The organism is Brevundimonas sp. (assembly GCF_013912065.1).
Taxonomy (GTDB): Bacteria; Pseudomonadota; Alphaproteobacteria; order Caulobacterales; family Caulobacteraceae; genus Brevundimonas.
Window position 1 is genome coordinate 1 of record NZ_JACESA010000031.1, and the last position, 21332, is coordinate 21332.

Annotated in this window: 23 protein-coding genes and 1 pseudogene; 10 read left to right on the top strand and 14 right to left on the bottom strand. The window is 68.0% G+C overall.

What is annotated here, in order from left to right:
* Positions 1-76 precede the first annotated feature (76 nt).
* The 6 genes from hisIE (at position 77) to H2037_RS16290 (ending at position 6191) form a co-directional block, all read left to right on the top strand.
* Complete coding sequence (gene hisIE, locus H2037_RS16265; protein ID WP_292124060.1) at positions 77-706, top strand: bifunctional phosphoribosyl-AMP cyclohydrolase/phosphoribosyl-ATP diphosphatase HisIE; 630 nt, start codon at positions 77-79, stop codon at positions 704-706.
* A 42-nt stretch (positions 707-748) separates the two neighbouring features.
* Complete coding sequence (zwf, locus tag H2037_RS16270; RefSeq protein ID WP_292124062.1) at positions 749-2206, top strand: glucose-6-phosphate dehydrogenase; 1458 nt, start codon at positions 749-751, stop codon at positions 2204-2206.
* Positions 2199-2915, top strand: coding sequence for a 6-phosphogluconolactonase (pgl, locus tag H2037_RS16275; RefSeq protein WP_292124064.1), 717 nt, complete (start codon positions 2199-2201; stop codon positions 2913-2915). The genes zwf and pgl overlap by 8 nt, the downstream gene beginning before the upstream one ends.
* Position 2916: 1 nt before the next feature.
* A complete protein-coding gene (gene edd / locus H2037_RS16280; protein WP_292124066.1) occupies positions 2917-4806 on the top strand; it encodes a phosphogluconate dehydratase in 1890 nt (629 codons plus the stop codon).
* Positions 4807-4834: 28 nt separating this feature from the next.
* The gene (glk, locus tag H2037_RS16285; RefSeq protein ID WP_292124068.1) at positions 4835-5806 is read left to right on the top strand and encodes a glucokinase; all 972 of its coding nucleotides are present in this window, start codon (positions 4835-4837) and stop codon (positions 5804-5806) included.
* Between the two features lie 79 nt (positions 5807-5885).
* Positions 5886-6191 carry a hypothetical protein gene (locus H2037_RS16290; RefSeq protein WP_292124069.1) on the top strand — a complete coding sequence of 102 codons (306 nt, stop codon included), beginning with the start codon at positions 5886-5888 and terminating at the stop codon, positions 6189-6191.
* Between the two features lie 95 nt (positions 6192-6286).
* Here the strand turns inward: H2037_RS16290 and H2037_RS16295 are convergent, their stop codons facing one another.
* Positions 6287-7108, bottom strand: a complete 822-nt coding sequence (locus H2037_RS16295) for a DUF1295 domain-containing protein (protein ID WP_292124071.1) — start codon at positions 7106-7108, stop codon at positions 6287-6289.
* Positions 7109-7162: 54 nt separating this feature from the next.
* On the opposite strand from H2037_RS16295, the gene H2037_RS16300 reads away from it, so the two are divergent.
* The gene (locus H2037_RS16300; RefSeq protein ID WP_292124073.1) at positions 7163-7717 is read left to right on the top strand and encodes a hypothetical protein; all 555 of its coding nucleotides are present in this window, start codon (positions 7163-7165) and stop codon (positions 7715-7717) included.
* Here the strand turns inward: H2037_RS16300 and H2037_RS16305 are convergent.
* From H2037_RS16305 to H2037_RS16315, 3 genes are all read right to left on the bottom strand, one after another.
* Positions 7708-8298 carry a nucleotidyltransferase family protein gene (locus tag H2037_RS16305; RefSeq protein ID WP_292124075.1) on the bottom strand — a complete coding sequence of 197 codons (591 nt, stop codon included), beginning with the start codon at positions 8296-8298 and terminating at the stop codon, positions 7708-7710. The genes H2037_RS16300 and H2037_RS16305 overlap by 10 nt on opposite strands.
* Positions 8299-8658: 360 nt before the next feature.
* Positions 8659-9459 (bottom strand): bifunctional hydroxymethylpyrimidine kinase/phosphomethylpyrimidine kinase, encoded by an 801-nt coding sequence (thiD, locus tag H2037_RS16310; RefSeq protein ID WP_292124077.1) that lies wholly within the window; start codon positions 9457-9459, stop codon positions 8659-8661.
* Positions 9456-9800 carry a multidrug efflux SMR transporter gene (locus H2037_RS16315; protein ID WP_292124104.1) on the bottom strand — a complete coding sequence of 115 codons (345 nt, stop codon included), beginning with the start codon at positions 9798-9800 and terminating at the stop codon, positions 9456-9458. The genes thiD and H2037_RS16315 overlap by 4 nt, the downstream gene beginning before the upstream one ends.
* Before the next feature lie 91 nt (positions 9801-9891).
* Here H2037_RS16315 and H2037_RS16320 point away from each other — a divergent pair, with 91 nt between their 5' ends.
* From H2037_RS16320 to H2037_RS16330, 3 genes are read left to right on the top strand one after another with little or no spacing between them, the layout of a single operon-like run.
* The gene (locus H2037_RS16320; protein WP_292124079.1) at positions 9892-10215 is read left to right on the top strand and encodes a metalloregulator ArsR/SmtB family transcription factor; all 324 of its coding nucleotides are present in this window, start codon (positions 9892-9894) and stop codon (positions 10213-10215) included.
* A complete protein-coding gene (locus tag H2037_RS16325) occupies positions 10212-10763 on the top strand; it encodes an SRPBCC family protein (RefSeq protein ID WP_292124081.1) in 552 nt (183 codons plus the stop codon). The genes H2037_RS16320 and H2037_RS16325 overlap by 4 nt, the downstream gene beginning before the upstream one ends.
* Positions 10760-11137: a VOC family protein gene (locus H2037_RS16330; protein WP_292124083.1), complete on the top strand. Its 378-nt coding sequence runs from the start codon at positions 10760-10762 to the stop codon at positions 11135-11137. Before H2037_RS16325 ends, H2037_RS16330 begins: the two co-directional genes overlap by 4 nt.
* Here the strand turns inward: H2037_RS16330 and folP are convergent.
* The 10 genes and pseudogenes from folP to H2037_RS16380 form a co-directional block, all read right to left on the bottom strand.
* Positions 11124-11942 carry a dihydropteroate synthase gene (folP, locus tag H2037_RS16335; protein WP_292124085.1) on the bottom strand — a complete coding sequence of 273 codons (819 nt, stop codon included), beginning with the start codon at positions 11940-11942 and terminating at the stop codon, positions 11124-11126. The genes H2037_RS16330 and folP overlap by 14 nt on opposite strands.
* Positions 11939-12241 carry a transcriptional regulator gene (locus tag H2037_RS16340; protein WP_292124087.1) on the bottom strand — a complete coding sequence of 101 codons (303 nt, stop codon included), beginning with the start codon at positions 12239-12241 and terminating at the stop codon, positions 11939-11941. The genes folP and H2037_RS16340 overlap by 4 nt, the downstream gene beginning before the upstream one ends.
* A 3-nt stretch (positions 12242-12244) precedes the next feature.
* Entirely contained in the window at positions 12245-12898 is a 654-nt protein-coding gene (locus tag H2037_RS16345; protein WP_292124089.1) for a hypothetical protein, read from the bottom strand.
* 60 nt (positions 12899-12958) lie between these two features.
* Entirely contained in the window at positions 12959-14173 is a 1215-nt protein-coding gene (locus H2037_RS16350; protein ID WP_292124091.1) for an acyltransferase family protein, read from the bottom strand.
* A gap of 171 nt (positions 14174-14344) precedes the next feature.
* Positions 14345-16309: an ATP-dependent zinc metalloprotease FtsH gene (ftsH, locus tag H2037_RS16355; protein WP_292124093.1), complete on the bottom strand. Its 1965-nt coding sequence runs from the start codon at positions 16307-16309 to the stop codon at positions 14345-14347.
* A complete protein-coding gene (gene tilS / locus H2037_RS16360; protein ID WP_292124095.1) occupies positions 16296-17687 on the bottom strand; it encodes a tRNA lysidine(34) synthetase TilS in 1392 nt (463 codons plus the stop codon). Before tilS ends, ftsH begins: the two co-directional genes overlap by 14 nt.
* On the bottom strand, positions 17678-18526 hold the full coding sequence (locus H2037_RS16365; protein ID WP_292124097.1) for a tol-pal system protein: 849 nt from the start codon (positions 18524-18526) through the stop codon (positions 17678-17680). The genes tilS and H2037_RS16365 overlap by 10 nt, the downstream gene beginning before the upstream one ends.
* A 127-nt stretch (positions 18527-18653) precedes the next feature.
* A complete protein-coding gene (gene pal, locus H2037_RS16370; RefSeq protein ID WP_292124100.1) occupies positions 18654-19205 on the bottom strand; it encodes a peptidoglycan-associated lipoprotein Pal in 552 nt (183 codons plus the stop codon).
* A gap of 146 nt (positions 19206-19351) precedes the next feature.
* Positions 19352-20728: a Tol-Pal system beta propeller repeat protein TolB gene (tolB, locus tag H2037_RS16375; protein ID WP_292124102.1), complete on the bottom strand. Its 1377-nt coding sequence runs from the start codon at positions 20726-20728 to the stop codon at positions 19352-19354.
* 118 nt (positions 20729-20846) lie between these two features.
* Positions 20847-21332, bottom strand: a pseudogene (locus tag H2037_RS16380) (hypothetical protein); the annotation flags it as partial.

Here is a 21332-nt window from a genome sequence, read left to right on the forward strand (position 1 = left end):
GTGTCGGGGTCGATCATGGAATCCTCTCCTCAAAAATCCTCCCCCAGAGGGGGAGGATTTTTGAGGAGAGGATTCCATGATCGACCCCGACACCATCGACTTCGAAAAAGGAAACGGCCTGATCCCCGTGGTCGTGCAGGACGCGTCCACGCTTCAGGTTCTGACGCTCGCCTATATGGACCGCGCCGCCCTGGACGAGACCATCGAGTCGGGCGAAGCCACCTTCTTCTCGCGCTCGCGCGGCGGCCGCTGGAGGAAGGGCGAGACCTCGGGCGACCGGCTGCACGTCGTGGGCATGACCGCCGACTGCGACAGCGACGCCCTGGTCCTGTCGGTCAACCCCGTCGGCGACGCCTGCCACCTGCACCGGACCAGCTGTTTCGGCGCGGCCGACGCGCCCGGCCTGGGCCGGATCGCCCGGCTGGAACGAACCATAGCCGAACGCGCCGCCGCCGATCCGTCGGAAAGCTGGACCGCCAGACTGATCGCCGAAGGCCCCAAACGGATCGCCCAGAAGGTCGGCGAAGAAGGCGTCGAGACCGCCCTCGCAGGGGTCGCAGGCCCTGACGAGGAACTCGCCAGCGAGGCTGCGGATTTGATCTATCACCTCTTGGTGCTTCTCCACGCCCGTAACATGGTGTTTCAGGATGTCCTCGACGTGTTGGCGTCACGGGCGGAAGCGGGCAAAGCGACGCCCAGACCATAAAGGCGAAAGATTCCGCACGACGGGATCGTTCAGGGGAAAAGCATGGCGGCTCTCATTCTGTTCGGCGGCGGCGGCGATCTGGCGATGCGGATGCTGTTGCCGTCGCTCTATTTCCTCGAACACGACGGTCTGCTCCCGGAAGACCTGAAGATCATCGGCGCCGCCCGCTCTGACGAAACGGCCGAGGAATATGTCGCCAAGGTCCACGACGCGGTGAAGGCCAAGGCCGAGGCCGACCACGCCTGGGACGACCACGCCTGGGCCAGGATGAAGGCTCGCCTCGACTATCTGGCCGTGGACGCGACCGACCCGGAAAGCCTGAAGCCTCTGAAGGACAAGGTCGGCGACGGCGAGGTCACCTCCTTCCTCGCCGTTTCGCCGTCGCTGTATGGCCGCATCGTCACCGCGATGAAGACGGCGGGCCTGGCCGAGCGCAACTGCCGCATCGTGCTGGAAAAGCCGGTCGGTCGCGACCTCAAGTCCTTCCGCGAGATCGACGACGCCGTGGCCCACGCCTTCCGCGAGGACCAGGTGTTCCGCATCGACCACTATCTGGGCAAGGAGACGGTCCAGAACCTGACGGCGCTTCGCTTCGGCAACACCATCTTCGAGCCGCTGTGGAACAATCTGACGATCGACCACGTCCAGATCACCATCGGCGAGACCGTCGGGGTCGGCGACCGCTGGCCTTATTACGACGAGTACGGAGCATTGCGCGACATGCTCCAGAACCACATGCTCCAGCTGCTGTGCCTGGTGGCCATGGAGCCGCCGTCGGACCTGGATCCGGAATCGCTGCGCAACGAAAAGGTCAAGGTGCTGCGGTCCCTGCGCCCCATCACCCACGAGGAGGCCGAGCGCGTCACAGTGCGCGGCCAGTATGTGGCGGGCGTCTCCGACGGCAAGCCGGTCAAGGGCTATGACGAGGAGCGCGGCGAGGATTCCGACACCGAGACCTTCGTCGCCATCCGCGCCGACATCGACAACTGGCGCTGGGCCGGGGTGCCCTTCTTCATGCGGACCGGCAAACGCCTGCCCGAGAAGCGCACCGAGATCGTCATCCAGTTCAAGCCGGTCCCCCACTCGATCTTCGACAATGACGAGGGCGAGGCGCCGGCCAACCGCATGATCATCGAGCTTCAGCCCGAGGAAGACATCTCGCTGACGGTGATGAACAAGCGGCCGGGCCTGGACAAGCGGATGCAGCTCCAGCCCATCACCATGAGCCTGTCCTGGGGCGTCGACGGCAAGTCCGCCGCCCCGCCGCGTCGCCGCATCGCCTATGAGCGTCTGCTGCTGGACGCCATGGCCGGCGAATCCACCCTGTTCGTCCGCCGCGACGAGGCGGAACAGGCCTGGAAATGGGTCGACGAGGTGGCCGAGGCCTGGGCCGAGTCCGGCCTCAAGCCCGACGAATATGTCGCCGGCACCTGGGGCCCCGACAGCGCCGACATGCTGATGATGCGCACCGGCCGCGACTGGAACACGACCAATGTCTGAGACGCCCGTGATCGAAGCCTTCCCCACCATCGACGCCTGGGCCGAGGCCATCGCCGCCCGCCTGAGCGAAACCCTGAGCGCCGCCGTCCGCGACAACGGCCGGGCCTTCTTCGCCGGCCCCGGCGGCACGACACCCGCCCCGGTCTATCGCCGCCTCGCCGCGACGGACCTGGGCTGGTCGAACATCGCCGTGACCCTGGTCGACGAGCGCTATGTCCCCGAGACCTCGCCCGAGTCCAACGCCCGCCTGATCCGCGACGTCCTGTTGCAGGACAAGGCCGCCGCCGGCCGCTTCATCCCCCTCTACACGCCCGAGGTCACGGTCGACCGCGCCGCCGCCGTCGCCGCCCACGCCCTGGCGGCCGAGGGCGGTCGTTTCGACGCGGTCCTTCTCGGCATGGGGGAGGATGGCCATATCTGCTCCATGTTCCCTGACAGCCCCACCCTGAAGACCCTGCTGACCCCGACGCTGAAACCGACCGTCCTGGGCGTGCCCCACGGCCGCGACGGCCGGGCGCCGACGATCGAGCGCCTGTCGATCAACCTGCCCTATCTGATGTCCGCCGGCCGGGTGATCCTGGGCCTGAAGGGCGCCGCCAAGCGTCGGGTGTTCGAGGAACAGGCCCAGGGCGATCCCAAGATCCAGCCCATCGCCGCGCTTATCGCCGCCGGCGTTCCCCTTGAAGTTCTGTGGACGGAGGAAGGCTGACATGGCCCTTAACCCCACGGTCGCCGCGGTCACCGCCCGCATCGTCGAAAAAAGCCGCGCCACCCGGGCCGACTATCTGCGCCGTATGGACGCCGCCGCAAACTCGGGCGCCGGCCGCGCTAAACTGTCCTGCGCCAACTGGGCCCACGCCTTCGCCGGCCAGACCATCGCCGACAAACTGACGGCGATGGACGGCTCCAAGCCCAATATCGGCGTCGTCACCGCCTATAACGACATGCTGTCGGCCCACCAGCCGTTCGAACGCTTCCCCGGCGTGGTGCGCGAGGCCGTGCGTCAGGTCGGCGCCACGGCCCAGGTCGCCGGCGGCACCCCCGCCATGTGCGACGGCGTCACGCAAGGCCGCCCCGGCATGGAGCTGTCGCTGTTCAGCCGCGACGTCATCGCCATGTCCGCCGGCGTGGCCCTGACCCACGACGCCTTCGACGCGGCCATGATGCTGGGGGTCTGCGACAAGATCGTGCCCGGCCTGTTCATGGGCGCCCTGGCCTTCGGCCACCTGCCCGTCGTCTTCGCCCCCGCCGGTCCGATGCCGTCCGGTATTCCGAATGCGGAAAAGGCCCGGGTCCGCGCAGAGTACGCCCAGAACAAGGTCGATCGTCACACCCTGCTTGAAAGCGAGATCGGCTCCTATCACTCCCCCGGCACCTGCACCTTCTACGGCACGGCCAACTCCAATCAGATGATGATGGAGCTGGGCGGATTACACATGCCCTCTACCGCCTTCGTCCACCCCGACACCGGCCTGCGCGACGCCCTGACGGCGGCGGCGGCCCAGCGCGCCGTCGAACTGGCGCGCAGCGGCGAGAGCCGCATGGCCGACGTCATCGACGAGAAGTCCATCGTCAACATGATCGTCGCCCTGCTGGCCACCGGCGGTTCGACCAACCACGCCATCCATCTGGTCGCCATGGCGCGGGCGGCGGGCGTGCTGATCGACTGGACCGACATGGACGAGCTGTCTTCCGTCACCCCCCTCCTGGCGCGCGTCTATCCGAACGGCTCGGCCGATGTGAACGCCTTCCAGGCCGCCGGCGGCGTCGCCTTCGTGGCCCGCGAACTGGCCGAGCACGGCCATATCCACGCGGACGTCACGACCATCATGGGACCAGGCATCCAGGCCTATTTCCAGGAGCCGTCGATGGTCGACGGCCAACTGGTCTGGCGCGACGGGGTCAAGGAAAGCCTGGATCTCGACATCCTGCGTCCCGCCTCCGATCCGTTCCAGAAGGACGGCGGCCTGCGTCTGGTCAAGGGCGACCTGGGCCGCGCGGTCATCAAGGTCTCGGCGGTCAAGCCCGAGAACCGCATCGTCGAGGCCCCCGCCGCCGTCTTCGAGACCCAGGAAGACGCGCTGCAAGCCTTCAAGGACGGCAAACTGTTCCGCGACGTCGTCGTGGTCCTACGCTTCCAGGGGCCCAAGGCCAACGGCATGCCCGAACTGCACAGCCTGTCCCCGGCCCTGTCGGTCATCCAGGACAAGGGGTTCAAGGTCGCCTTCGTCACCGACGGCCGCATGTCGGGCGCCAGCGGCAAGACCCCCGCCGCCATCCACGTCTCGCCCGAGGCTCTCGCCGGCGGCCCCCTGGCCCACGTCAAGGACGGGGATGTCATCCGTCTGGACGCCGAGGCCGGGGTTCTGACCACCGTCGGCGTCGACGGCCTGACCGACCGCCCCCTCGCCGACCGCTCCGCCGCCAACGCCGCCGGCTCGGCCTGGGGCTATGGCCGCGAACTGTTCGGCGCCTTCCGCCACGTCGTCACCACAGCGGAAGAGGGAGCCACCGTCTGCTTCGCCTTCCCGATCGGCGCCCAATCGAATACGGACAGTGCGTTCGATCCCAACTTCGTCGACCGGACCGTGGACGCCTGACCCTCCGCACCGACCCAGGAAACGCCTCATGAATGACAAGACCCTCCTCGTCGGTGACGTCGGCGGCACCAATGCTCGCTTCGCCGTGGCCCGCATGGTCGACGGCAAGCCCGTGCTGGACCATCACGAAAGCTTCCCGGCCGAACGCTATCCCACCTTCCTGAAGGGGGTCGCCGCCTTCATCGACGGCTGCGAGGTCAAGCCGACCGGCGGTGTCATCGCCGTGGCCGGCCCGGTCACCGACGGCGCCATCGACCTGACCAACTCGCCCTGGCAGGTGTCCGAGGCCGAGCTTCAGACCCTGGGTCTGAAGCCGGTCAAGCTGATCAACGACTTCGAGGCCCTGGCCTGGGGCGCCCCCGTGGTGCCGGAAGACCAGCTGGAAAGCCTGGGCGGTCCCGTCGACGGCGATCCCCACTGCACCGTGGCCGTCCTGGGTCCGGGCACCGGCTTCGGCGTCTCGGCCCTGGTGCGCGACGCCCACGGCAAGGAGATGGCCATGCCGTCCGAGGGCGGCCACGCCTGTTTCCCCCCCGGCGATCCGGTCGAGGACGAGATCCTGCGCATCCTGCGCCGCCGCTATGACCGCGTGTCCATCGAACGCCTGATCTGCGGCCCCGGCCTCTTGAACATGCACCGCGCCCTGGCCGAGATCGACGGCCGCGAGACCCATATCGACGACCCGGCCCAGATCACCGAAACGGCGATGGCCGATCCGAACAGCCCGTGCGGAGCGACCCTGGCCCGTTTCTGCGCCATCCTGGGCGCGGTCGCCGGCGACATCGCCCTGACCACCGGCGCGCGCGGCGGCGTCTATATCGCCGGCGGCATCGTCCCCCGCATCCTGCCCTTCATCAAGGCCAGCCCGTTCCGCCAGAGGTTCGAGCGCAAGGGTCGGTTCAAGGATTATATGGCCGATATTCCGACCAAGGTGATCATGCACAAACACGCCGCCCTTCTGGGCGCCGCCCGCGTCGCCTTCGCCGAAGCCGAGGGCTGATCCTCACGAAAAGCTCACGGCGGCGTGAACCCCAGCGCCGCCGTGACGTTTCCTCCGCTCAACTTCGGAAGGAAATGTCATGAAAAAGATCGCCATCGCCGCCGCCTCGCTGTTCGTCCTGTCGGGCGTCGCCGCCTGCGGTGAAAGCGCCGCCGACCGCGCCGCCGAAAATCAGGCCGACGCCGTCGAGGCCCAGGGCGAAGCCCGCGCCGACCAGCTGGAAGCCCAGGCAGACGCCGCCCCGACCGACGCTCAGGAAGACGCCCTGAACCGCCGCGCCGATCAGGTCGAGGAAAACGCCGACCGCAAGGCCGACCAGATCGAACAACAGGGCGGCAACCCCGACGGCGGCATGACCACCCACAACACCCCGACGACCAACTAAGGTCGGCGCCTGGCGTGATCCTCGGGGCTGCCCCGAGGATCATTCCTCGCCGTCATCCTCGGGCCTGACCGGAGGATGACGATGCTGGGAAGGCCCTATGTCTTCGGCGGCCACGGCACGAAGGCGCTGGTCCGCTTGACATAGTCGCCATAGCCCGGCCGCGACGAATGGGTCGCCTTCTCCGTAATCCCGATCCCCGACCACCGCGTCAGGGTGAAGGTCAGGAAGATCGGCCCCGCGATCGACCACAGGCCCACGCCCGTCTCCGCCGCGATCAGCCACAGCCCCCACCAGACGCAGGCGTCGCCGAAATAGTTCGGGTGCCGCGTATAGCGCCACAGGCCGGTATCCAGCACCTTGCCCTTGTTGGCCGGATCGCGCTTGAACGCCGCCAACTGAGCGTCGCCGACGCTCTCGAACACGATCCCGACCACCGCCAGCACCGCCCCGACCCCGGCGATCACGCTCAGGGGCTGTGCTGCGACCTGCCCCATCTGCACCGGCAGAGACGTCAGCCAGGCCAGCACCGCCTGGGGCAGGAACACGAACAACAGCGCCGTCTTGCCGAACGACCAGCCCTTGTTCCGCTCCTGATCCTCGACGATCTGCACATACCGCCCATCCGCCCCGCTGGCCCGCCAGCGCCGGAACAGATGAAGCCCCAGCCGCAGCGCCCAGACCGCGCACAACCCGACCAGCAGCGCCTTGCGCGCCGGATCGCCCTCGGTGCGCGGCAGGGTCGCCAGCGCCAGCAGCAACATGCCCAGCGGCCAGACCGCATCGATGAAGCTGACGTCCTTCAGCCGTAACGCCACCAGCCACAGGCCCAGCATCACAGCGACGATCAGGGCCAGATTCAGTCCCAGCAGAATGAGGATGTCGGTCAGGGTCATGGGGGTGATACGGCGACGGTCCAACGATGGATGGCCTATGACCGACGTCAAGCTCCAGCTAGCGTTAGAACTCTTGTTGTGCGCCAGACCATCCCGCCGTTAACTGGCGTTATGGTCGAAGTGGATCTCCTTCCCGCGTTGCAGTCGCCCTGGGCGAGATTTGTCATCCGCAATCGCACAAAAGGCATTCTAGGCATCGACGTCGAGCGTCGCTGGGCGGACGACCTTCTGGCGCTTGGACTGACGTCCGACTCCGTGGTCGCTCTCGCCATCCTGCGTGATGAAGAGTGGAACGAAACCGAACCGCTCGTTGACGCCATTCTGCGAGAGTTGTCCGTCGACCCTACCAACAAGCCGCGTCTGTTGCATATCATTCGATCCCAGATCGTCCTGGCTATCGAGAACGGCGCAGACCCTCAAGAACAGGCGAGAGAAGGCATGCTGCTCGCATCGGAGTTTCACGATCTTCCCGGCTATGACGGGGTGCTCGATGTCTTCTATGGAATCGACGACGAGTTTGACCTGCTGGCGTCGGGGATCAGCTTCGACCCAAGCTTTGAGGAGTTGGGAGCGAAAACTTGGACATTGAACCAGCTTCAGAAGCCTGAACGATCTAGGCTCACTTACACCTGAACCACCGTCAACTCCGGCCACCGCCCTCTCGCATTTTCGACGGTCTTGGCCCACCCCTTGGCCAACGGTCGGTTCGGATTGGGCCGCACCGTCATGGCGAACACATCCTCCAGCCCGAAGGGCGCCGCCACGGTGATCGCGTCGTCCGCCTCCAGCCGCACCCCCACCGCGAAGGTCGGCGCCACGAACCGCCCCAGGGCCTCGTCGGTCGAGTGCAAGGGCTCGTAGGGCTCCCCGAACCGATTCTGGAACCACAGATGCACCCGCGCCTGGTTGCGGACCTCGACCTGGCCGCGGAACGGCTCGTCGAAGGCGGCCGCGACCTGTTTGATCACGACATCCTCGGCCTCATAGGACAGGTCCGATCCGTCGAAATAGGCCAGGTCGTAATCCTTGATCCCGTATCCCGCCGGCCGGCCCGTCTTCGCGTTCCACACCGCCTGATAGACGGCCCCCGACACCAGCCGCCAGTCGGGCAGGTCCAGCCCCCGCACCGTCCGCAAGACGTGCATCAGGCCGGGATCGGCGCGGATGATGTCGATCAGTCTTTCAGCCGATTGGGGGATCAGGGCGTCGCTCATTGCCCACCCTTAGCCTCCCCGTCCGATCAACGGGAGACGTCGCCCGCTTTCATCCCCAGATGCGCGCCACCCTACACCCGTCATCCCGACCGCCGACCGCCGACCGCCGACCGGCCCTTACGCGCACAATTTTCGAGACAAGGCTTCAGCAGTTCAAAGACTTGCAGATTTATTCGGCGAAATGCCCGGCGCCCTTTCCGGCCCGCTTATAATGGCGGCTCGGTCTTTGACATCGCCAGACGCCATAGAAGTCGCCACGTGACACAGCGCCATTGCGCCATGGAAATTTTCGCTTTCAACCCATGGACTTACGGGAAATGGAACAAATGGCGCCCTGTTTCAGCGCCACGCCATTCGCCCCTAGCCCCGCACCGGCCATCCGTGATCCAGCGGCCCGTGCCCGCCACCCAGGCCCGGCGCGCGCCGGATGGCCTCGCCGACATAGGCCCAGGCCTCGGCCACCGCGACCTCCAGCGGCCGCCCCAGGGCCAGGCCCGCCGCACACGCGCTCGCCAGAGTGCAGCCGGTGCCGTGGGTGTGGCGGGTGTCGATCCGTTCGGCCTCCAGCACCGTCTCGCCGTCCACGGTCATCAGCAGATCAACCACCATCGGCCCGTCGACATGACCGCCCTTCATCAGCACGGCCTTGGCCCCCATGGCCAGCAGCGCCTCGCCCGCCCGCCTCTGGCCGTCCAGGTCGTGGACGGAGAACCCGGTCAGGGCCTCGGCCTCGGGCGCATTGGGCGTCAGCAGGGTCGCGCGCGGGATCATCAGCGCCTTCACCGCCTCCACCGCCGCATCCGGCAGCAGGGGATGCCCCCCCTTGGCGACCATGACCGGATCGACCACGGCCGGGGCGTCGGCCTCGTCCAGCAGGGCGGCGACCGTCTCCACCACCTCGACCGAACCCAGCATGCCGGTCTTGAAGGCGTCCGTGCCGATATCCTCCAGCACCGCCCGCGCCTGGGCCGCGATCAGCGCCAGCGGCAGCGGATGGACCCCGTGAACGCCCAGGGTGTTCTGCACCGTGATCGCCGTGATCGCGGTCGCGGCGAAGCCGCCCATCATCGTCACGGCCTTGATGTCGGCCTGAACCCCGGCGCCGCCGCCCGAATCCGACCCTGCCAGGATCAACACACGGCCCTGATGAAGCACGCTCATGCGTGGGCTCCCGAGAACAGTTTCAGCCCGACGATCCCCGCGACGATCAGCAGGATGCAGACCGCCCGCACCGCGGTCGCCGGCTCGCCATAGACGACGATCCCGACCAGGGCCGCGCCCACCGCCCCGATCCCGGTCCAGACCGCATAGGCCGTGCCGATCGGCAGCTTCTGCGTCGCCACCCACAACAGGATCATGCTGGCCGCCAGCGCCGCCAGCACCCCCAGCGACGTCAACGGCCGCTGAAGCCCGACATTCTTCAGACCGGACGCCCACAGCACTTCCAGCAGACCGGCGACGACCAGCGTCGCCCACGGATTGATCGACATCACCCAGGACATGGCGTCCAGATGGGACAAGCCGCCCTCCGGGGCAAGCGGGCCGTCGATTCAATATATTGCTATATGGCAATATTGCTGATAGGCGATCTTTATGAACCCCGCCCTCCAAGCCCCCCTTCTGGCTCTGTCCGAGCCGCACCGCATGGCCATCGTCGCCATGCTGGCGGACGGCGAGCGGCCTGCCGGCGATTTCGTCGACGCCCTGCCCATCGGCCAGCCGACGGTGTCGAAACATCTGTCCGTCCTGCGCGACGCCGGCCTGGTCTCGGTGCGCAAGGACGCCAACCGCCGCCTCTACAGCCTGAACCCCGCCCCCCTGGCCGAGCTCGACGCCTGGCTGGCCCCCTATCGCCGCTTCTGGACCGACCGCCTCGATGCGCTCGAGGCCCATCTCGACAAGGAGTTTCCCCAATGACCGACATCCTTTCCCGCGACGACCAGGGTCAGCTGACCGAGATCGACGGCGGCTGGGAGGTGCGTTTCGAACGCCGCCTGCGCCATTCGCCCGAGCGCGTCTGGAAGGCCCTGACCACGCCCGAGGGGCTGAGATGCTGGCTGGCCGAGGCCGACATCGATCTGGTTCCCGGCGGCCGTATGACGCTGAACTTCCGCCAGCCGGACCATGAGTTCATGCCCGACCGGCCCGAGGTCCGCACCCAGGCCAACGAGGTCCTGCTGGCCCAACCCTTCAGCCGGTTCGAACACACTTTCGGCAGCAATCCGGAATCGGTCGTCTGCTGGCGGCTGGAGCCCGACGGCGACGGCACACGCCTGACCCTGATCCACCGTATTCCCCAGTCGTGGAAGGACTCGCGTCGCAATGTCCTGGCCGGCTGGCAGCACCATATGGAGGGTCTGGACGACGCCGCCCTGGGCGTGCCGCACCCCTGGGACTGGGACCGCTGGTTCGCCCTGCGCGACGCCTACGCCGCCCGGATCGAGGCTGTCGAGGCGGCGGCGTGACCACCGCCGCTCCCTTTCTGATGTTCCAGGGCCGTTGCGAAGAGGCCCTGAACTTCTATGCCGAGACGGCGCCCGACACGCGGGTGGTTTCGCTCGACCGTCATCCGGACGGGCGCGGCGTGGCCATGGCGCGCCTGTCGGTGGCGGGGCTGGAGATCATGGCCAATGATTCGCCGCCGGTGCACGCCTTCGACTTCACCCCGTCGTTCTCGATCTTCCTGACGGTCGACGAACCCGAACAGGTCGACGCCCTCGCGTCGGCCCTGGGCGAGGGCGGTCAGGCGTTGATGCCGCCCGGCGAATACGGCTTCTCGCGTCGCTTCGGCTGGGTGCAGGACCGGTTCGGCGTCTCGTGGCAGATCAACGCGGCCTGATCTCCGCCCCGGCCGCCACCGCCGCCTGGACCTTCAACGCCTGCACCGTCTCGCGCACGTCGTGGACCCGCACCATCCGCGCCCCGCGCCGCGCCCCTTCCAGCGCCAGGGCCAGCGAGCCGCCCAGCCGGTCGGTCGCCTCGACCGCCATGGGGTCGATGGCCTGGATCGTCCGCTTGCGACTGGCGGCGTAAAGCACCGGGAAGCCCATTTCGACCAGAACCTCCAGCCGCGCCGTCAGCGTCATATTGTGCGCCGCCGTCTTGCCGAAGCCGATACCGGGATCCAGCCAGATCTTCTCGCGCGCCACGCCCGCCGCCATCGCCGCCTCGGCCCGCCCGGCCAGGTAATCCCGCACCTCGGCCGCCACGTCCTCATACTGCGGATCGGCCTGCATCGTCCGGGGCTCGCCCTTCATGTGCATCAGCACCACCTCGCACCCTAGGTCGGCGGCGACCGCCAGGCTGTCGGGCGCGTGCGTCAGGGCCGTCACGTCGTTCCACATCGTCGCCCCGGCCGCGACGGCGGCGCGGGCTACGGCCGGCTTCATCGTGTCGATGCTGATCGCCCCGCCCCAGCGCGCGCGAACGGCCGCGATCACCGGCGCCGTCCGCGCGATCTCCTCGGCCTCGCTCACCGGATCGGCGCCGGGGCGGGTGCTCTCCCCGCCGACGTCCAGCACCGCCGCCCCCTGTTCGACCAGCCGCAGCGCCTGCTCCACCGCCCCCTCGGTCGAAGCCCATCGCCCCCCGTCCGAGAAACTGTCCGGGGTCACATTGACGATGCCCATGACCCGAACCGTCATGCCGGTCTCCCGATCAGTCCGCCCAGCGCCTCCAGATAGGCCGCGAAGGCCTTGCGCCCCTCGGGCGTGATCGCGGCGCGCGTCAGGGGCTTGTTGTTCACGAAGCTCTTGGAAATGGCGACATAGCCCGCCTCCTCCAGCTTCTTCAGATGGACCGACAGATTGCCCTGGGTCGCCTCCAGCACCGTCTTCAGCTCGGTGAAGTCGGCGGCCTCGGCGTCGGCCAGATAGACCATGATCCCCAGCCGCATGCGGCCGTGAATCACCTCGTCGATCCGTCCGAGATCTTGCAGTCCCATGGATCAGCCGGCGTCCGAATCGACGTCGCGCTTGGCCAGGGCCTCGCGCGTGATGATCCAGCCGGGGCCGGCGAACAGCAGGAACAGGGCAGCGGTGGCGACATACAGATAGATCAGCGGCTGGCGCACCAGCAGGCCAAGGGCCACCGCCGTCGCCCAGCCGCCCAGCGAGGCGGCCAGCATCCACGACTTCTTCTTCAGGCTCCAGGCCACGAACCAGGCGGCCGACTGAAGCGCGAAGATCATGGCCGGATAATAGAGCCAGACGGCGAAATCCTGATCCCGCGCCGAGCCGAAGCCGAAGACGATGATGATCGCCAGATTGGCCATGCCGGCGCCGCTGAAGGCCGCGTTCAGGGTCCGGGTCGCGATGGGACCGGCCTTGTTCCTCTTGCGGTCCTCGCGGATGGCCCAGACCATCACCACCAGGAAGGCGACGGTGATCCCCGTCACGAAGACCAGACTGACCGGACCCGACCAGCGGATCACGCCCCAGGATTGTCCGATGTGGACCAGGCACTGCAGGCCATACAGGATGCCGCTGGCCAGATAGAGCACCCCCATGGTCAGGGAGGCCCGAGGGTCGCCCCCGCCCTGGACGATGGAGCGGAGAAAGGCCAGGTCGGCCTCGGGCGTGCTGCGGGACGTGTCGATCATCGATGATTCCTCTGCGGCGGGCGCGTCCCTCGGATGGACGCGGCGGCCGGGGTTGGCAAGCTATTCGGCGGGGGACAGGGCGGACGCGGGCGCCCGCCGCCACGGAACCCGGCGACCGTTCAGCCATCGGCCCATGAAACTGTGCCGGATCAGCAGTTCGTAGCTGGCGAACGCCACGGCCAGCACCCCGCCGACAACCAACGCCAGCTTGACCGGCCAGGGCCAGGCCAGATGCTGCACCCAGACCTGGGCGGCCATCACCAGCGGCAGATGGACGATATAGATCCAGTAGGATGCGTCGGCGACATAGCGCCTTATGGGACTGTGTCCGGAGAAGAAGGTCAGGGCCAGACCCACGGCGGCGAAGACCGAGGCATAGACCCCCAGGCCGAAGGCGGCGGCCGCCAGGGCCTTCGTCTGCGGATCGGTCAGGGGCGTCAGCTGCGGCGTCGGCCCGCCCGCCGTCATCATCGCCACGGCGCCCGCGCCGACGGCCAGACCCAGATAGGCCGGGGTCCAGCCCCTGATCCGCTCCAGCAGGTCGCGCCGCCGGTCCAGCAGCACGCCGAAGCCGAAGGCCACACCAAACCCGACCAGGGCGGGCGTATTGGGGATCAGGCCGGCATCCGGGGTCGGCACGCCGAAGAAGGCGATCCAGTTCGGATGCAGCCACAGGGCCAGGGCCAGCGGCGCGCCCAAAACAAGCGGTCCCCACGGCCCGATCAGCCCCGCCGTGACCCGGTCGACCGCCCGTCCCCAGCCTCCCGAACGATCCAGCGCCGCGAACGGCAGACGCAACACCAGCAGACCCGCATAGAAGATCAGCAGCACCCACAGGAACCACAGGTGGGTCAGCGGAACAGTCGCCACGGTGAAGGCCGGCGGCGGCGGCGCATCGGCGGCCGTCAGGTTCATCCGCACGCCGATCCAGATCACCACGGCGATGATCCCCGCCATGGCCAGCGGCCAGAACACGACCAGCGGCCCCGCGATCCGGATCAGCCGATTGATGACAAAGCCGCCGACGCCGCGACGCTGCAGCATCATATGGGCGAACAGGCCGGCGATCAGGAAGAAGGTCGCCATGCGGAACAGGTGGATGACGAAGAACAGACCGCTGGCCCAGACCGAGCGCTGATCGTCGGCGACGATCCAGATCTGGGTCGGAAAGAAGGACATGGCGCCGTGCAGCACCACCCCCAGCAGCAGGGCCCCGCCCCTCAGCGCGTCGAGCCCGTGAAGACGCTCGGAACGATCGATTTCGGATGCCGACATGAGAACCCCTCCCTTGTGGATAAGGTCATATCTCACAGACTAGTCTAAAATGCAAACTAGTTCACACAGCAGGCCATTAAGGCCCCTTTGCCCCACCGCCCACGAAAAACCCGCCGGGGATCACTCCACCGGCGGGTCCATCTTCATCATTTCAGCGAGCAGCGCCCGTCGTCAGTGCACCGTCGGCACGCTCGTGGGGGCAGGCGCCGACACCGGAACCTCGATGTCGGTGCCGTCCGACACCGGCGTCACCGGCACCGAGACCGACGGCCCGGCGTTAGGGAAGTTGTTCTCGTCGCGGTTCGGCGCGACGCCCTTCTCCAGCAGGTCCTTGATCTCCTCGCCCGACAGGGTTTCGTATTCCAGCAGGGCCTGGGACAGTTTCTCGTGGTCCTCGGCCTTGGTCGTCAGGATGGTGCGGGCCTCGTCCCAGCCCGAGGAGACCAGACGGCGGACCTCCTCGTCGATGGTCCGGGCCGTCTCTTCCGAGACGTTCTGGCTGCGCGCAACCGAATGGCCCAGGAAGACCTCTTCCTGGTTCTCGCCATAGGCCACCGTGCCCAGCTTCTCGGAGAAGCCCCAGCGGGTGACCATGGCGCGGGCCAGCTTGGTCGCCTGTTCGATGTCCGACGACGCGCCCGAGGTGATGTTCTCCTTGCCGAAGATCAGTTCCTCGGCCACCCGGCCGCCGGCCATAATGGCGATCCGGTCGATCATCTGCTGGTATTTCATCGAATAGCGGTCGCCTTCCGGCAGTTGCATCACCATGCCCAGGGCGCGGCCGCGCGGCACGATGGTGGCCTTGTGCACCGGATCGGCCATCTTGACGTTCATGGCGACGATGGCGTGACCGGCCTCGTGATAGGCGGTCAGACGCTTTTCTTCCTCGTTCATCGCCATCGAGCGACGCTCCGAGCCCATCAGCACCTTGTCCTTGGCGTCCTCGAAGTCGCGATGGGTGACCATGCGACGATCCTTGCGCGCCGCCGTCAGGGCCGCCTCATTGACCAGATTGGCCAGGTCGGCGCCCGAGAAGCCGGGCGTGCCGCGCGCGATGGTCTTGACGTTGACGTCGGCGGCCAGGGGCACGTCCTTCATATGGACGCGCAGGATACGCTCGCGGCCCGAGACGTCGGGGTTCGGCACCACCACCTGACGGTCGAACCGGCCGGGACGCAGCAGGGCCGGGTCCAGCACGTCGGGACGGTTGGTGGCGGCGATCAGGATGATGTTCTCGGAGGCCTCGAACCCGTCCATCTCGACCAGCAGCTGGTTCAGCGTCTGTTCGCGCTCGTCATTGCCGCCGCCCAGGCCGGCGCCGCGATGACGACCGACGGCGTCGATCTCGTCGATGAAGATGATGCAGGGGGCGTTCTTCTTGGCCTGTTCGAACATGTCGCGCACGCGGCTGGCGCCGACGCCGACGAACATTTCCACGAAGTCCGAACCCGAGATCGAGAAGAAGGGCACGCCCGCTTCACCCGCCACGGCGCGGGCCAGCAGCGTCTTGCCGGTGCCGGGAGGGCCGACCAGCAGGGCGCCCTTGGGGATCTTGCCGCCGAGGCGCTGGAACTTGCCCGGATCCTTCAGGAAGTCGACGACCTCCTGCAGTTCGTCCTTGGCCTCGTCCACGCCGGCGACGTCGTCAAAGGTCTTGCGGCCCTTGTGCTCGGTCAGCAGCTTGGCCTTGGACTTGCCGAAGCCCATGGCGCCCCGCGCCCCGCCCTGCATCTGGCGCATGAAGAAGATCCACACCCCGACCAGCAGCGCGATAGGCAGGATGCCCATCAGCAGGCTCATCCAGATCGACTGGCGCGTGGTCTTGGCGTCGACGTTGACGCCGGCGCCCAGCATGGAGTTGACCAGCTGCTCGTTCGGATAGGGGGTGGTGGCGGTGAAGCGGCCGTTGTTCTTGTAGACGCCGGTCACCTGGTCGCCGCGCACGGTGGCTTCCTTGATGTCGCCCGCCTCGACCCGCTGGACCAGCTGGGAATAGGTGATGGTCTCGGGGCGGCCGGCGCCGGCGGCGCCCTGGGTCGCCATTCCGGTCATGGCCCCGCCTTGCGACACGGCGGCATAGGCTGCGAGAAGGGCCAGGATGATGACGCCCGTGATCGCCAGATTACGCAGGTTCATTGAAGTCCTCGGTCGTCCGTTTGCCCGGATTGAGCCCACGGTCTGGATTGTCTGTCACGGAAAATAGGAGCTTCCGTGGCTTTACGCCATTGGGCGGATGAATCAGATCGTCTTCGTGCGTCGTTTCGTCCACGGCCAGCCTGAGCCGTTCCGCGACAAGACCGCGCCTTTTCACCTCCGGGCTTGCAAGAACCGGGGCGGTTTCGCCGTCCCGGACCAGGACAGGAACCGCGCCGCGCCCTGCCGGGGGCAGGCTACGGATCACGCGCCGATCCGCCTCCGACAGGCTCGACAGCCGCCCTCGCGCCGGAACGACGGACCATCCGGCCTCGCGCGCCTTGAACACGAACCGTCCGTCCCAAACCGCCTCCACCCCCGGCCGCAACGCCAGAGGCGCCGGCGGGCGCCGCGCCAGTTCGCCCGCCTCGCGCAGGATCAGTACCGCCTCGCCTCGGGCCTCCACGCGCGCCCCGCACAGGACGGCGGTGAAATCCTCGCCCGCCCGCAACCGCTCGACCAGCCGTTCCAGCCGGTCCCCGCGCGGCGGCGTCGCCCCGCCCCCCACGCAGACCAGCGCCGCCGCCATCGCCCGCCCCCGCACGGGGCGAGCGACCCGGACCGCCCCTTCGTCCTCATCAACCTCGATGTCGCCTCCCCCCGCCACGGCCTCGTCCGTCCCGCGCGCGGCCGCCGGAATCGTCCCGCCCATCGTCTCGCCCATCGTCCCAGCCAGCGCGCGCCGCGCCCGGCTGCGGCCAAAGCGCGGATCGACGTTGGCGGGATCCTCGATCCAGTCCGCGCCCTGGACCGCCAGCCAGGCCCGCAGCGTCTCGCGTCTTTCCTCCAGCAGGGGCCGAAGCAGCATCAGCCCCCGCCCCTCGGGCCAGACCGGCGACGGCGACCATTCGCGCACCCGCCCCAGGGTCGAGCCCTCGGCCCGCATCAGGTCCGCTTCGGCGATGTCGTCGGCGGTATGGGCGAACAGGACCACCCGCGCCCCGGCCTCTCGCGCCGCCTCGGCGATCAGCCGATGCCGCGCCGCCCGCGCCGCCGCCGTCAGCCCGACGCTCGGTTTTTCACCGTCCCAGGCCAGGGCGCGCCAGTCGGCGCCCGACGCCCGCGCCGCCTCGCCTGCGAACCGGGTCCAGGCGGCGCTGTCGGGATTGAGCCTGTGATCCACGGTCAGAGCCAGCAGCGGCCGCCCCCGTGCCTCGGCCCAGTCCGCCGCCAGCCGCAGCAGGGCGACGGAATCCCCGCCCCCGGACAGGGCCAGGACCACCGGCCGGTCGTCATCCCGTCTCAGCCGCCGGTCCAGCCGCGCAAACAGCCGGCCCTCGAGGCCCGTTTCGTCCGCCCCGATGTCGGGTGTCAGCTGCACCCGCCCGTGGTGCGCAACTGGGTCGCGCGGGCCTTCTGGGCGTCCGAGGCCGCAGGGGCGTAGCGGCGCGTGAACTCGCCCAGGGCGGCGCAGCCCTGGGTCTTGCGATCGGTGGCGAACAGGGCGTCGGCCAGTTTCAGCGTCGTGTCGGCGGCCCAGCCGATGCGCGGCCAGTCCTTCAGGGCGGCGGCGTAAAACGGCACGGCCCCCGCCTTGTCGTTCGACGAAACCCGAACGTCGCCCAGGCGGGAATTGGCCTCGCGCGCCTGGGGCGTGTCGGGCCAGGTGGCGATCACGGTCTCCAGCGCCCGCGCGCCGCGCGCCCGGTCGCTGCCCATCAGCCGCACGGCGGCGGCCAGATCCTGACCCGCGTCGCCGGTCGGGGAATTGGCCTCGATCGGGGCGTTCAGCTCGGCCGCCGTCTCCAGCTTCTCGATCCGTCCCTCGGCGTCCACCAGCCGGTTGCGCAGGGCGGTGTTGTCGCGCTGGGCCTCGTCCAGTTGGAAGGTCAGCCGTTCGTTGTCGCCGTTGATCCGGCGCACCGTGGCCTCCAGGTCGCCCAGCCGCTGGTTCATCAGACCGAACTGGCTCTGCAGGGTGACCACCTCGGGGTCCGTCTCGACCAGCACCGGCTCGCCGGCGGCGTTGCGCTGGGTGAGGGCGCGCTCGAGGCGGCGGACGTTGCGGTCCAGCTGATCCAGCCGGCGTTTGTCCCACTCGATCGGCTGCATGATGTTCGGCGCCGCCTGCTGGGCGACGGCCGCCCCGGCGACCAGGACCAGGCCGACGGCCGTGGCGGTGAAGGCGCGCGTGCGCAGGAAGGAGAGCTTGGACATCATGGGTCGCTAGGTTCCACCGATTTGGGGCCGCCGCAAGGCGTCAACGGCTTCCCGCCTCCAAAGAAAAAAGGAGGCGCCGGCCTGCGCCGACGCCTCCGTTCGTTTCAGTCCTGACGGACCGCCGTCCTCAGCGCGGGGCGCCCGAGACGATGGCGGTGTGGGCGTTGCGGTTGCGGGCCCAGGCGTCCTCGGTCGACCCTTCGGCGATCGGGCGCTCCTTGCCGTAGCTGATGGTGTCGATCCGGGCGGCCGGGATGCCGCGATTGATCAGATAGGTGCGAACGGCCTCGGCGCGGCGGGCGCCCAGGGCCAGGTTGTACTCGCGGGTGCCGCGCTCGTCGGCGTTGCCTTCGATACGGACGGTGACCTGCGGATAGCGCATCAGCCACTGGGCCTGGGCGTCCAGACGCGGCATGGCTTCCGAACGGACTTCATAGGAGTCCAGGTCGAAATAGATCCGGTCGCCGACGTTGACGACGAAGTCCTGTTCCGAGCCGGGGGCCGCGGCGCCCATGTTGCCGCCGGTGACCGGAGACGTCGGCGCGGTCGGATAGGCGGGACCGGTCGGCTCGGCCGGGGCGGCGGGAACCGCGCCTTCGACCGGCTTGCGGGCGCAGGCGGCCATGGCGGCGACGGCGCAGCCGACCATGGCCAGGGTGATGATGCGTGACGTCTTCATTGGGTCGTCTCCTGAAACTGTATGTTGAGGACGGCTGCCTCAAGCTTTGCCTTGGTTTCTGCCTCGGGCGGATTTTGGGCGCCAGACCCGATAACACAATCTTGAGCCGGATGGCTCCCGCTTGATCGAACGATGTCGTCCGGACCTCAGGCCGGGCAGCTGTCGGGGCCTTGGCCGAAGCCCAGGTTCGACGGCGGCGCGTCCAGCAGCGGCGACCAGGCCGGGTCGGTGCCCCGCCCGTTGTAGCCCGCCTGGGCCACCACACGCCCGGACAGGTCCACGGTCCAAAGCCGGGTGTCCCCGCCCCGCGTCTGGCGCGCGAACATCACATAGCGGCCGTTCGGAGCCCAGTTCGGCCCCTCTTCGAAATAGCTGGACGACAGGATGCGCTCGCCCGATCCGTCGGCGTTCATCACCCCGGTCGAGAACCGTCCGCCCCCGCTCTTGGTGAAGGCGATCAGGTTTCCGGTCGGGCTCCACGAGGGCGCCGTATAGGTTCCGCCGCCGCGCGAGATCGGCCGTTGGCCCGAGCCGTCAGACCGCATCACATACAGGCGCGCCTGGCCCGATCGGTCCGAGTTGAACACGATCTGGCCGCCGTCCGGGCTGAACGACGGCGAGGTGTCGATGCCCGGATCCGACGTCAGGCGCGACAGCTGCCGGCTGCGCAGATCCATCACATAGATGTCGGTATTGCCGTTGCGGATGATCGAGAAGGCGATCTTGTTGCCGTCGTTCGAGAAGCGCGGCGCCAGCACCTGGCCGTCGAACTCGCCCAGGCTCTCGGTGCGGCCGGTGGTCAGGTTGCGCAGATAGATCCGGCTGTAATCCTTGCCCAGCGCCACATAGGTGATCTCATCGGGCCGCGAGGTCGAGAAGCGCGGCGACATGATCACCTCGTCGCCCTGGGTCAGATAGGTGGGGTTGAACCCGTCCTGGTCGGCGATGGTCAGGCGGTTGATCCGGTTCAGCTGCGTCCCCTCTTCCGAGACGAACAGCACGCGGGAATCGAAGAAGCCGCTCTCGCCGGTCATCCGCTGATAGATGACGTCCGAAATCTTGTGCGCGATCCGGCGCCATTGTTCCTGGGTGGCGGTGAACTGATAGCTGACCAGCTGGCACTGGCGGTACGGGTCGTACAGGCGGAAGCCGACGTCCAGCCGGTTGTCCGCGCGCGGCGTGACCGCCCCGTACAGCACCGCCTGGGCCCCGATCTGGGTCCACTGCGGATAGTTGGGGGCATTGGCCAGTGTCAGGCCGGTCTCGATGAATCCGGCGGGGTTCAGCGGCTCGAAGAAGCCCGACCGCCGCAGATTGCCGCTGACCACGTTCGAGATATCCGCCCCGTGGTCGCCGGTGAAGGGCACGATGGCGATCTGCAGCGGCCGCAGCACGCCGTCGTCCACGACGACATCCTGCATCGGCGCGCCCTGGGCGCCCGATTGAGCATGAACCGGGCTGTGCATCATCGGTGCGGCCATGACAGCAACGGCGGCCGAAGCCAGAAGTAGGTTCAGACGCATGTTTTGCTCCCACGCTTGGAAAGACAGTCTCGTCCTTATCGCTGGACGTTATGACAATCGCCAGCTTCCCGGCGATTGGGGCGACATTCGGTCTAGTCAGACATCCGTCACGGGATGTTTAGCGATTTCCGCATTTTCGTGCAGTTTCAAAACGGAACGGCACTTCCTGAGCCTGAAAGCCGGACGGCACGTCAAAAGGCGCTGCCGCGCGTAACGCCCGCAGCATGGCGTCGGACGCCGCCCGCCAGGTCGCGTCATTCCGCGGCTGTTCTAGCCGGGGCGAGCCGACGATCTGACCGTCAGAGGTCAGTCGCACCGTCACCCGAATAGTCATCGCGTCCATGCCCGGCAAATCGCAGTTCAGGTTCCAGTGCGGGTTAACCTGGCCAGCCAGCGCCGCCAGTTGCGGCCCGGTCGCCTGAGAGGCGCTGCCCGCCCCCTGCTGGCCCGTCGCCGGTCGTCCGCGATTGTTGTTGGGCCGCGTCGGTCCGGCCAGGGCGTCCAGGTCCAGGCTCGGCTCGTCGCGCTTGGGCGCCGGACGGGCCGGAGTCGGGGTGGGACGCGGCCCAACAACAATCGCGGACGACCGGCGACGGGCCAGCAG

What these genes read in the sequence shown, in the direction of transcription:
- hisIE (WP_292124060.1), top strand. Translation starts at nt 77, where the DNA reads ATGATCGACCCCGACACCATCGACTTCGAAAAAGGAAACGGCCTGATC.
- zwf (WP_292124062.1), top strand. Translation starts at nt 749, where the DNA reads ATGGCGGCTCTCATTCTGTTCGGCGGCGGCGGCGATCTGGCGATGCGG.
- pgl (WP_292124064.1), top strand. Translation starts at nt 2,199, where the DNA reads ATGTCTGAGACGCCCGTGATCGAAGCCTTCCCCACCATCGACGCCTGG.
- edd (WP_292124066.1), top strand. Translation starts at nt 2,917, where the DNA reads ATGGCCCTTAACCCCACGGTCGCCGCGGTCACCGCCCGCATCGTCGAA.
- glk (WP_292124068.1), top strand. Translation starts at nt 4,835, where the DNA reads ATGAATGACAAGACCCTCCTCGTCGGTGACGTCGGCGGCACCAATGCT.
- H2037_RS16290 (WP_292124069.1), top strand. Translation starts at nt 5,886, where the DNA reads ATGAAAAAGATCGCCATCGCCGCCGCCTCGCTGTTCGTCCTGTCGGGC.
- H2037_RS16305 (WP_292124075.1), bottom strand. Translation starts at nt 8,298, where the DNA reads ATGAGCGACGCCCTGATCCCCCAATCGGCTGAAAGACTGATCGACATC.
- thiD (WP_292124077.1), bottom strand. Translation starts at nt 9,459, where the DNA reads ATGAGCGTGCTTCATCAGGGCCGTGTGTTGATCCTGGCAGGGTCGGAT.
- H2037_RS16315 (WP_292124104.1), bottom strand. Translation starts at nt 9,800, where the DNA reads ATGTCCTGGGTGATGTCGATCAATCCGTGGGCGACGCTGGTCGTCGCC.
- H2037_RS16320 (WP_292124079.1), top strand. Translation starts at nt 9,892, where the DNA reads ATGAACCCCGCCCTCCAAGCCCCCCTTCTGGCTCTGTCCGAGCCGCAC.
- H2037_RS16325 (WP_292124081.1), top strand. Translation starts at nt 10,212, where the DNA reads ATGACCGACATCCTTTCCCGCGACGACCAGGGTCAGCTGACCGAGATC.
- folP (WP_292124085.1), bottom strand. Translation starts at nt 11,942, where the DNA reads ATGACGGTTCGGGTCATGGGCATCGTCAATGTGACCCCGGACAGTTTC.
- H2037_RS16340 (WP_292124087.1), bottom strand. Translation starts at nt 12,241, where the DNA reads ATGGGACTGCAAGATCTCGGACGGATCGACGAGGTGATTCACGGCCGC.
- H2037_RS16345 (WP_292124089.1), bottom strand. Translation starts at nt 12,898, where the DNA reads ATGATCGACACGTCCCGCAGCACGCCCGAGGCCGACCTGGCCTTTCTC.
- H2037_RS16350 (WP_292124091.1), bottom strand. Translation starts at nt 14,173, where the DNA reads ATGTCGGCATCCGAAATCGATCGTTCCGAGCGTCTTCACGGGCTCGAC.
- ftsH (WP_292124093.1), bottom strand. Translation starts at nt 16,309, where the DNA reads ATGAACCTGCGTAATCTGGCGATCACGGGCGTCATCATCCTGGCCCTT.
- H2037_RS16365 (WP_292124097.1), bottom strand. Translation starts at nt 18,526, where the DNA reads ATGATGTCCAAGCTCTCCTTCCTGCGCACGCGCGCCTTCACCGCCACG.
- pal (WP_292124100.1), bottom strand. Translation starts at nt 19,205, where the DNA reads ATGAAGACGTCACGCATCATCACCCTGGCCATGGTCGGCTGCGCCGTC.
- tolB (WP_292124102.1), bottom strand. Translation starts at nt 20,728, where the DNA reads ATGCGTCTGAACCTACTTCTGGCTTCGGCCGCCGTTGCTGTCATGGCC.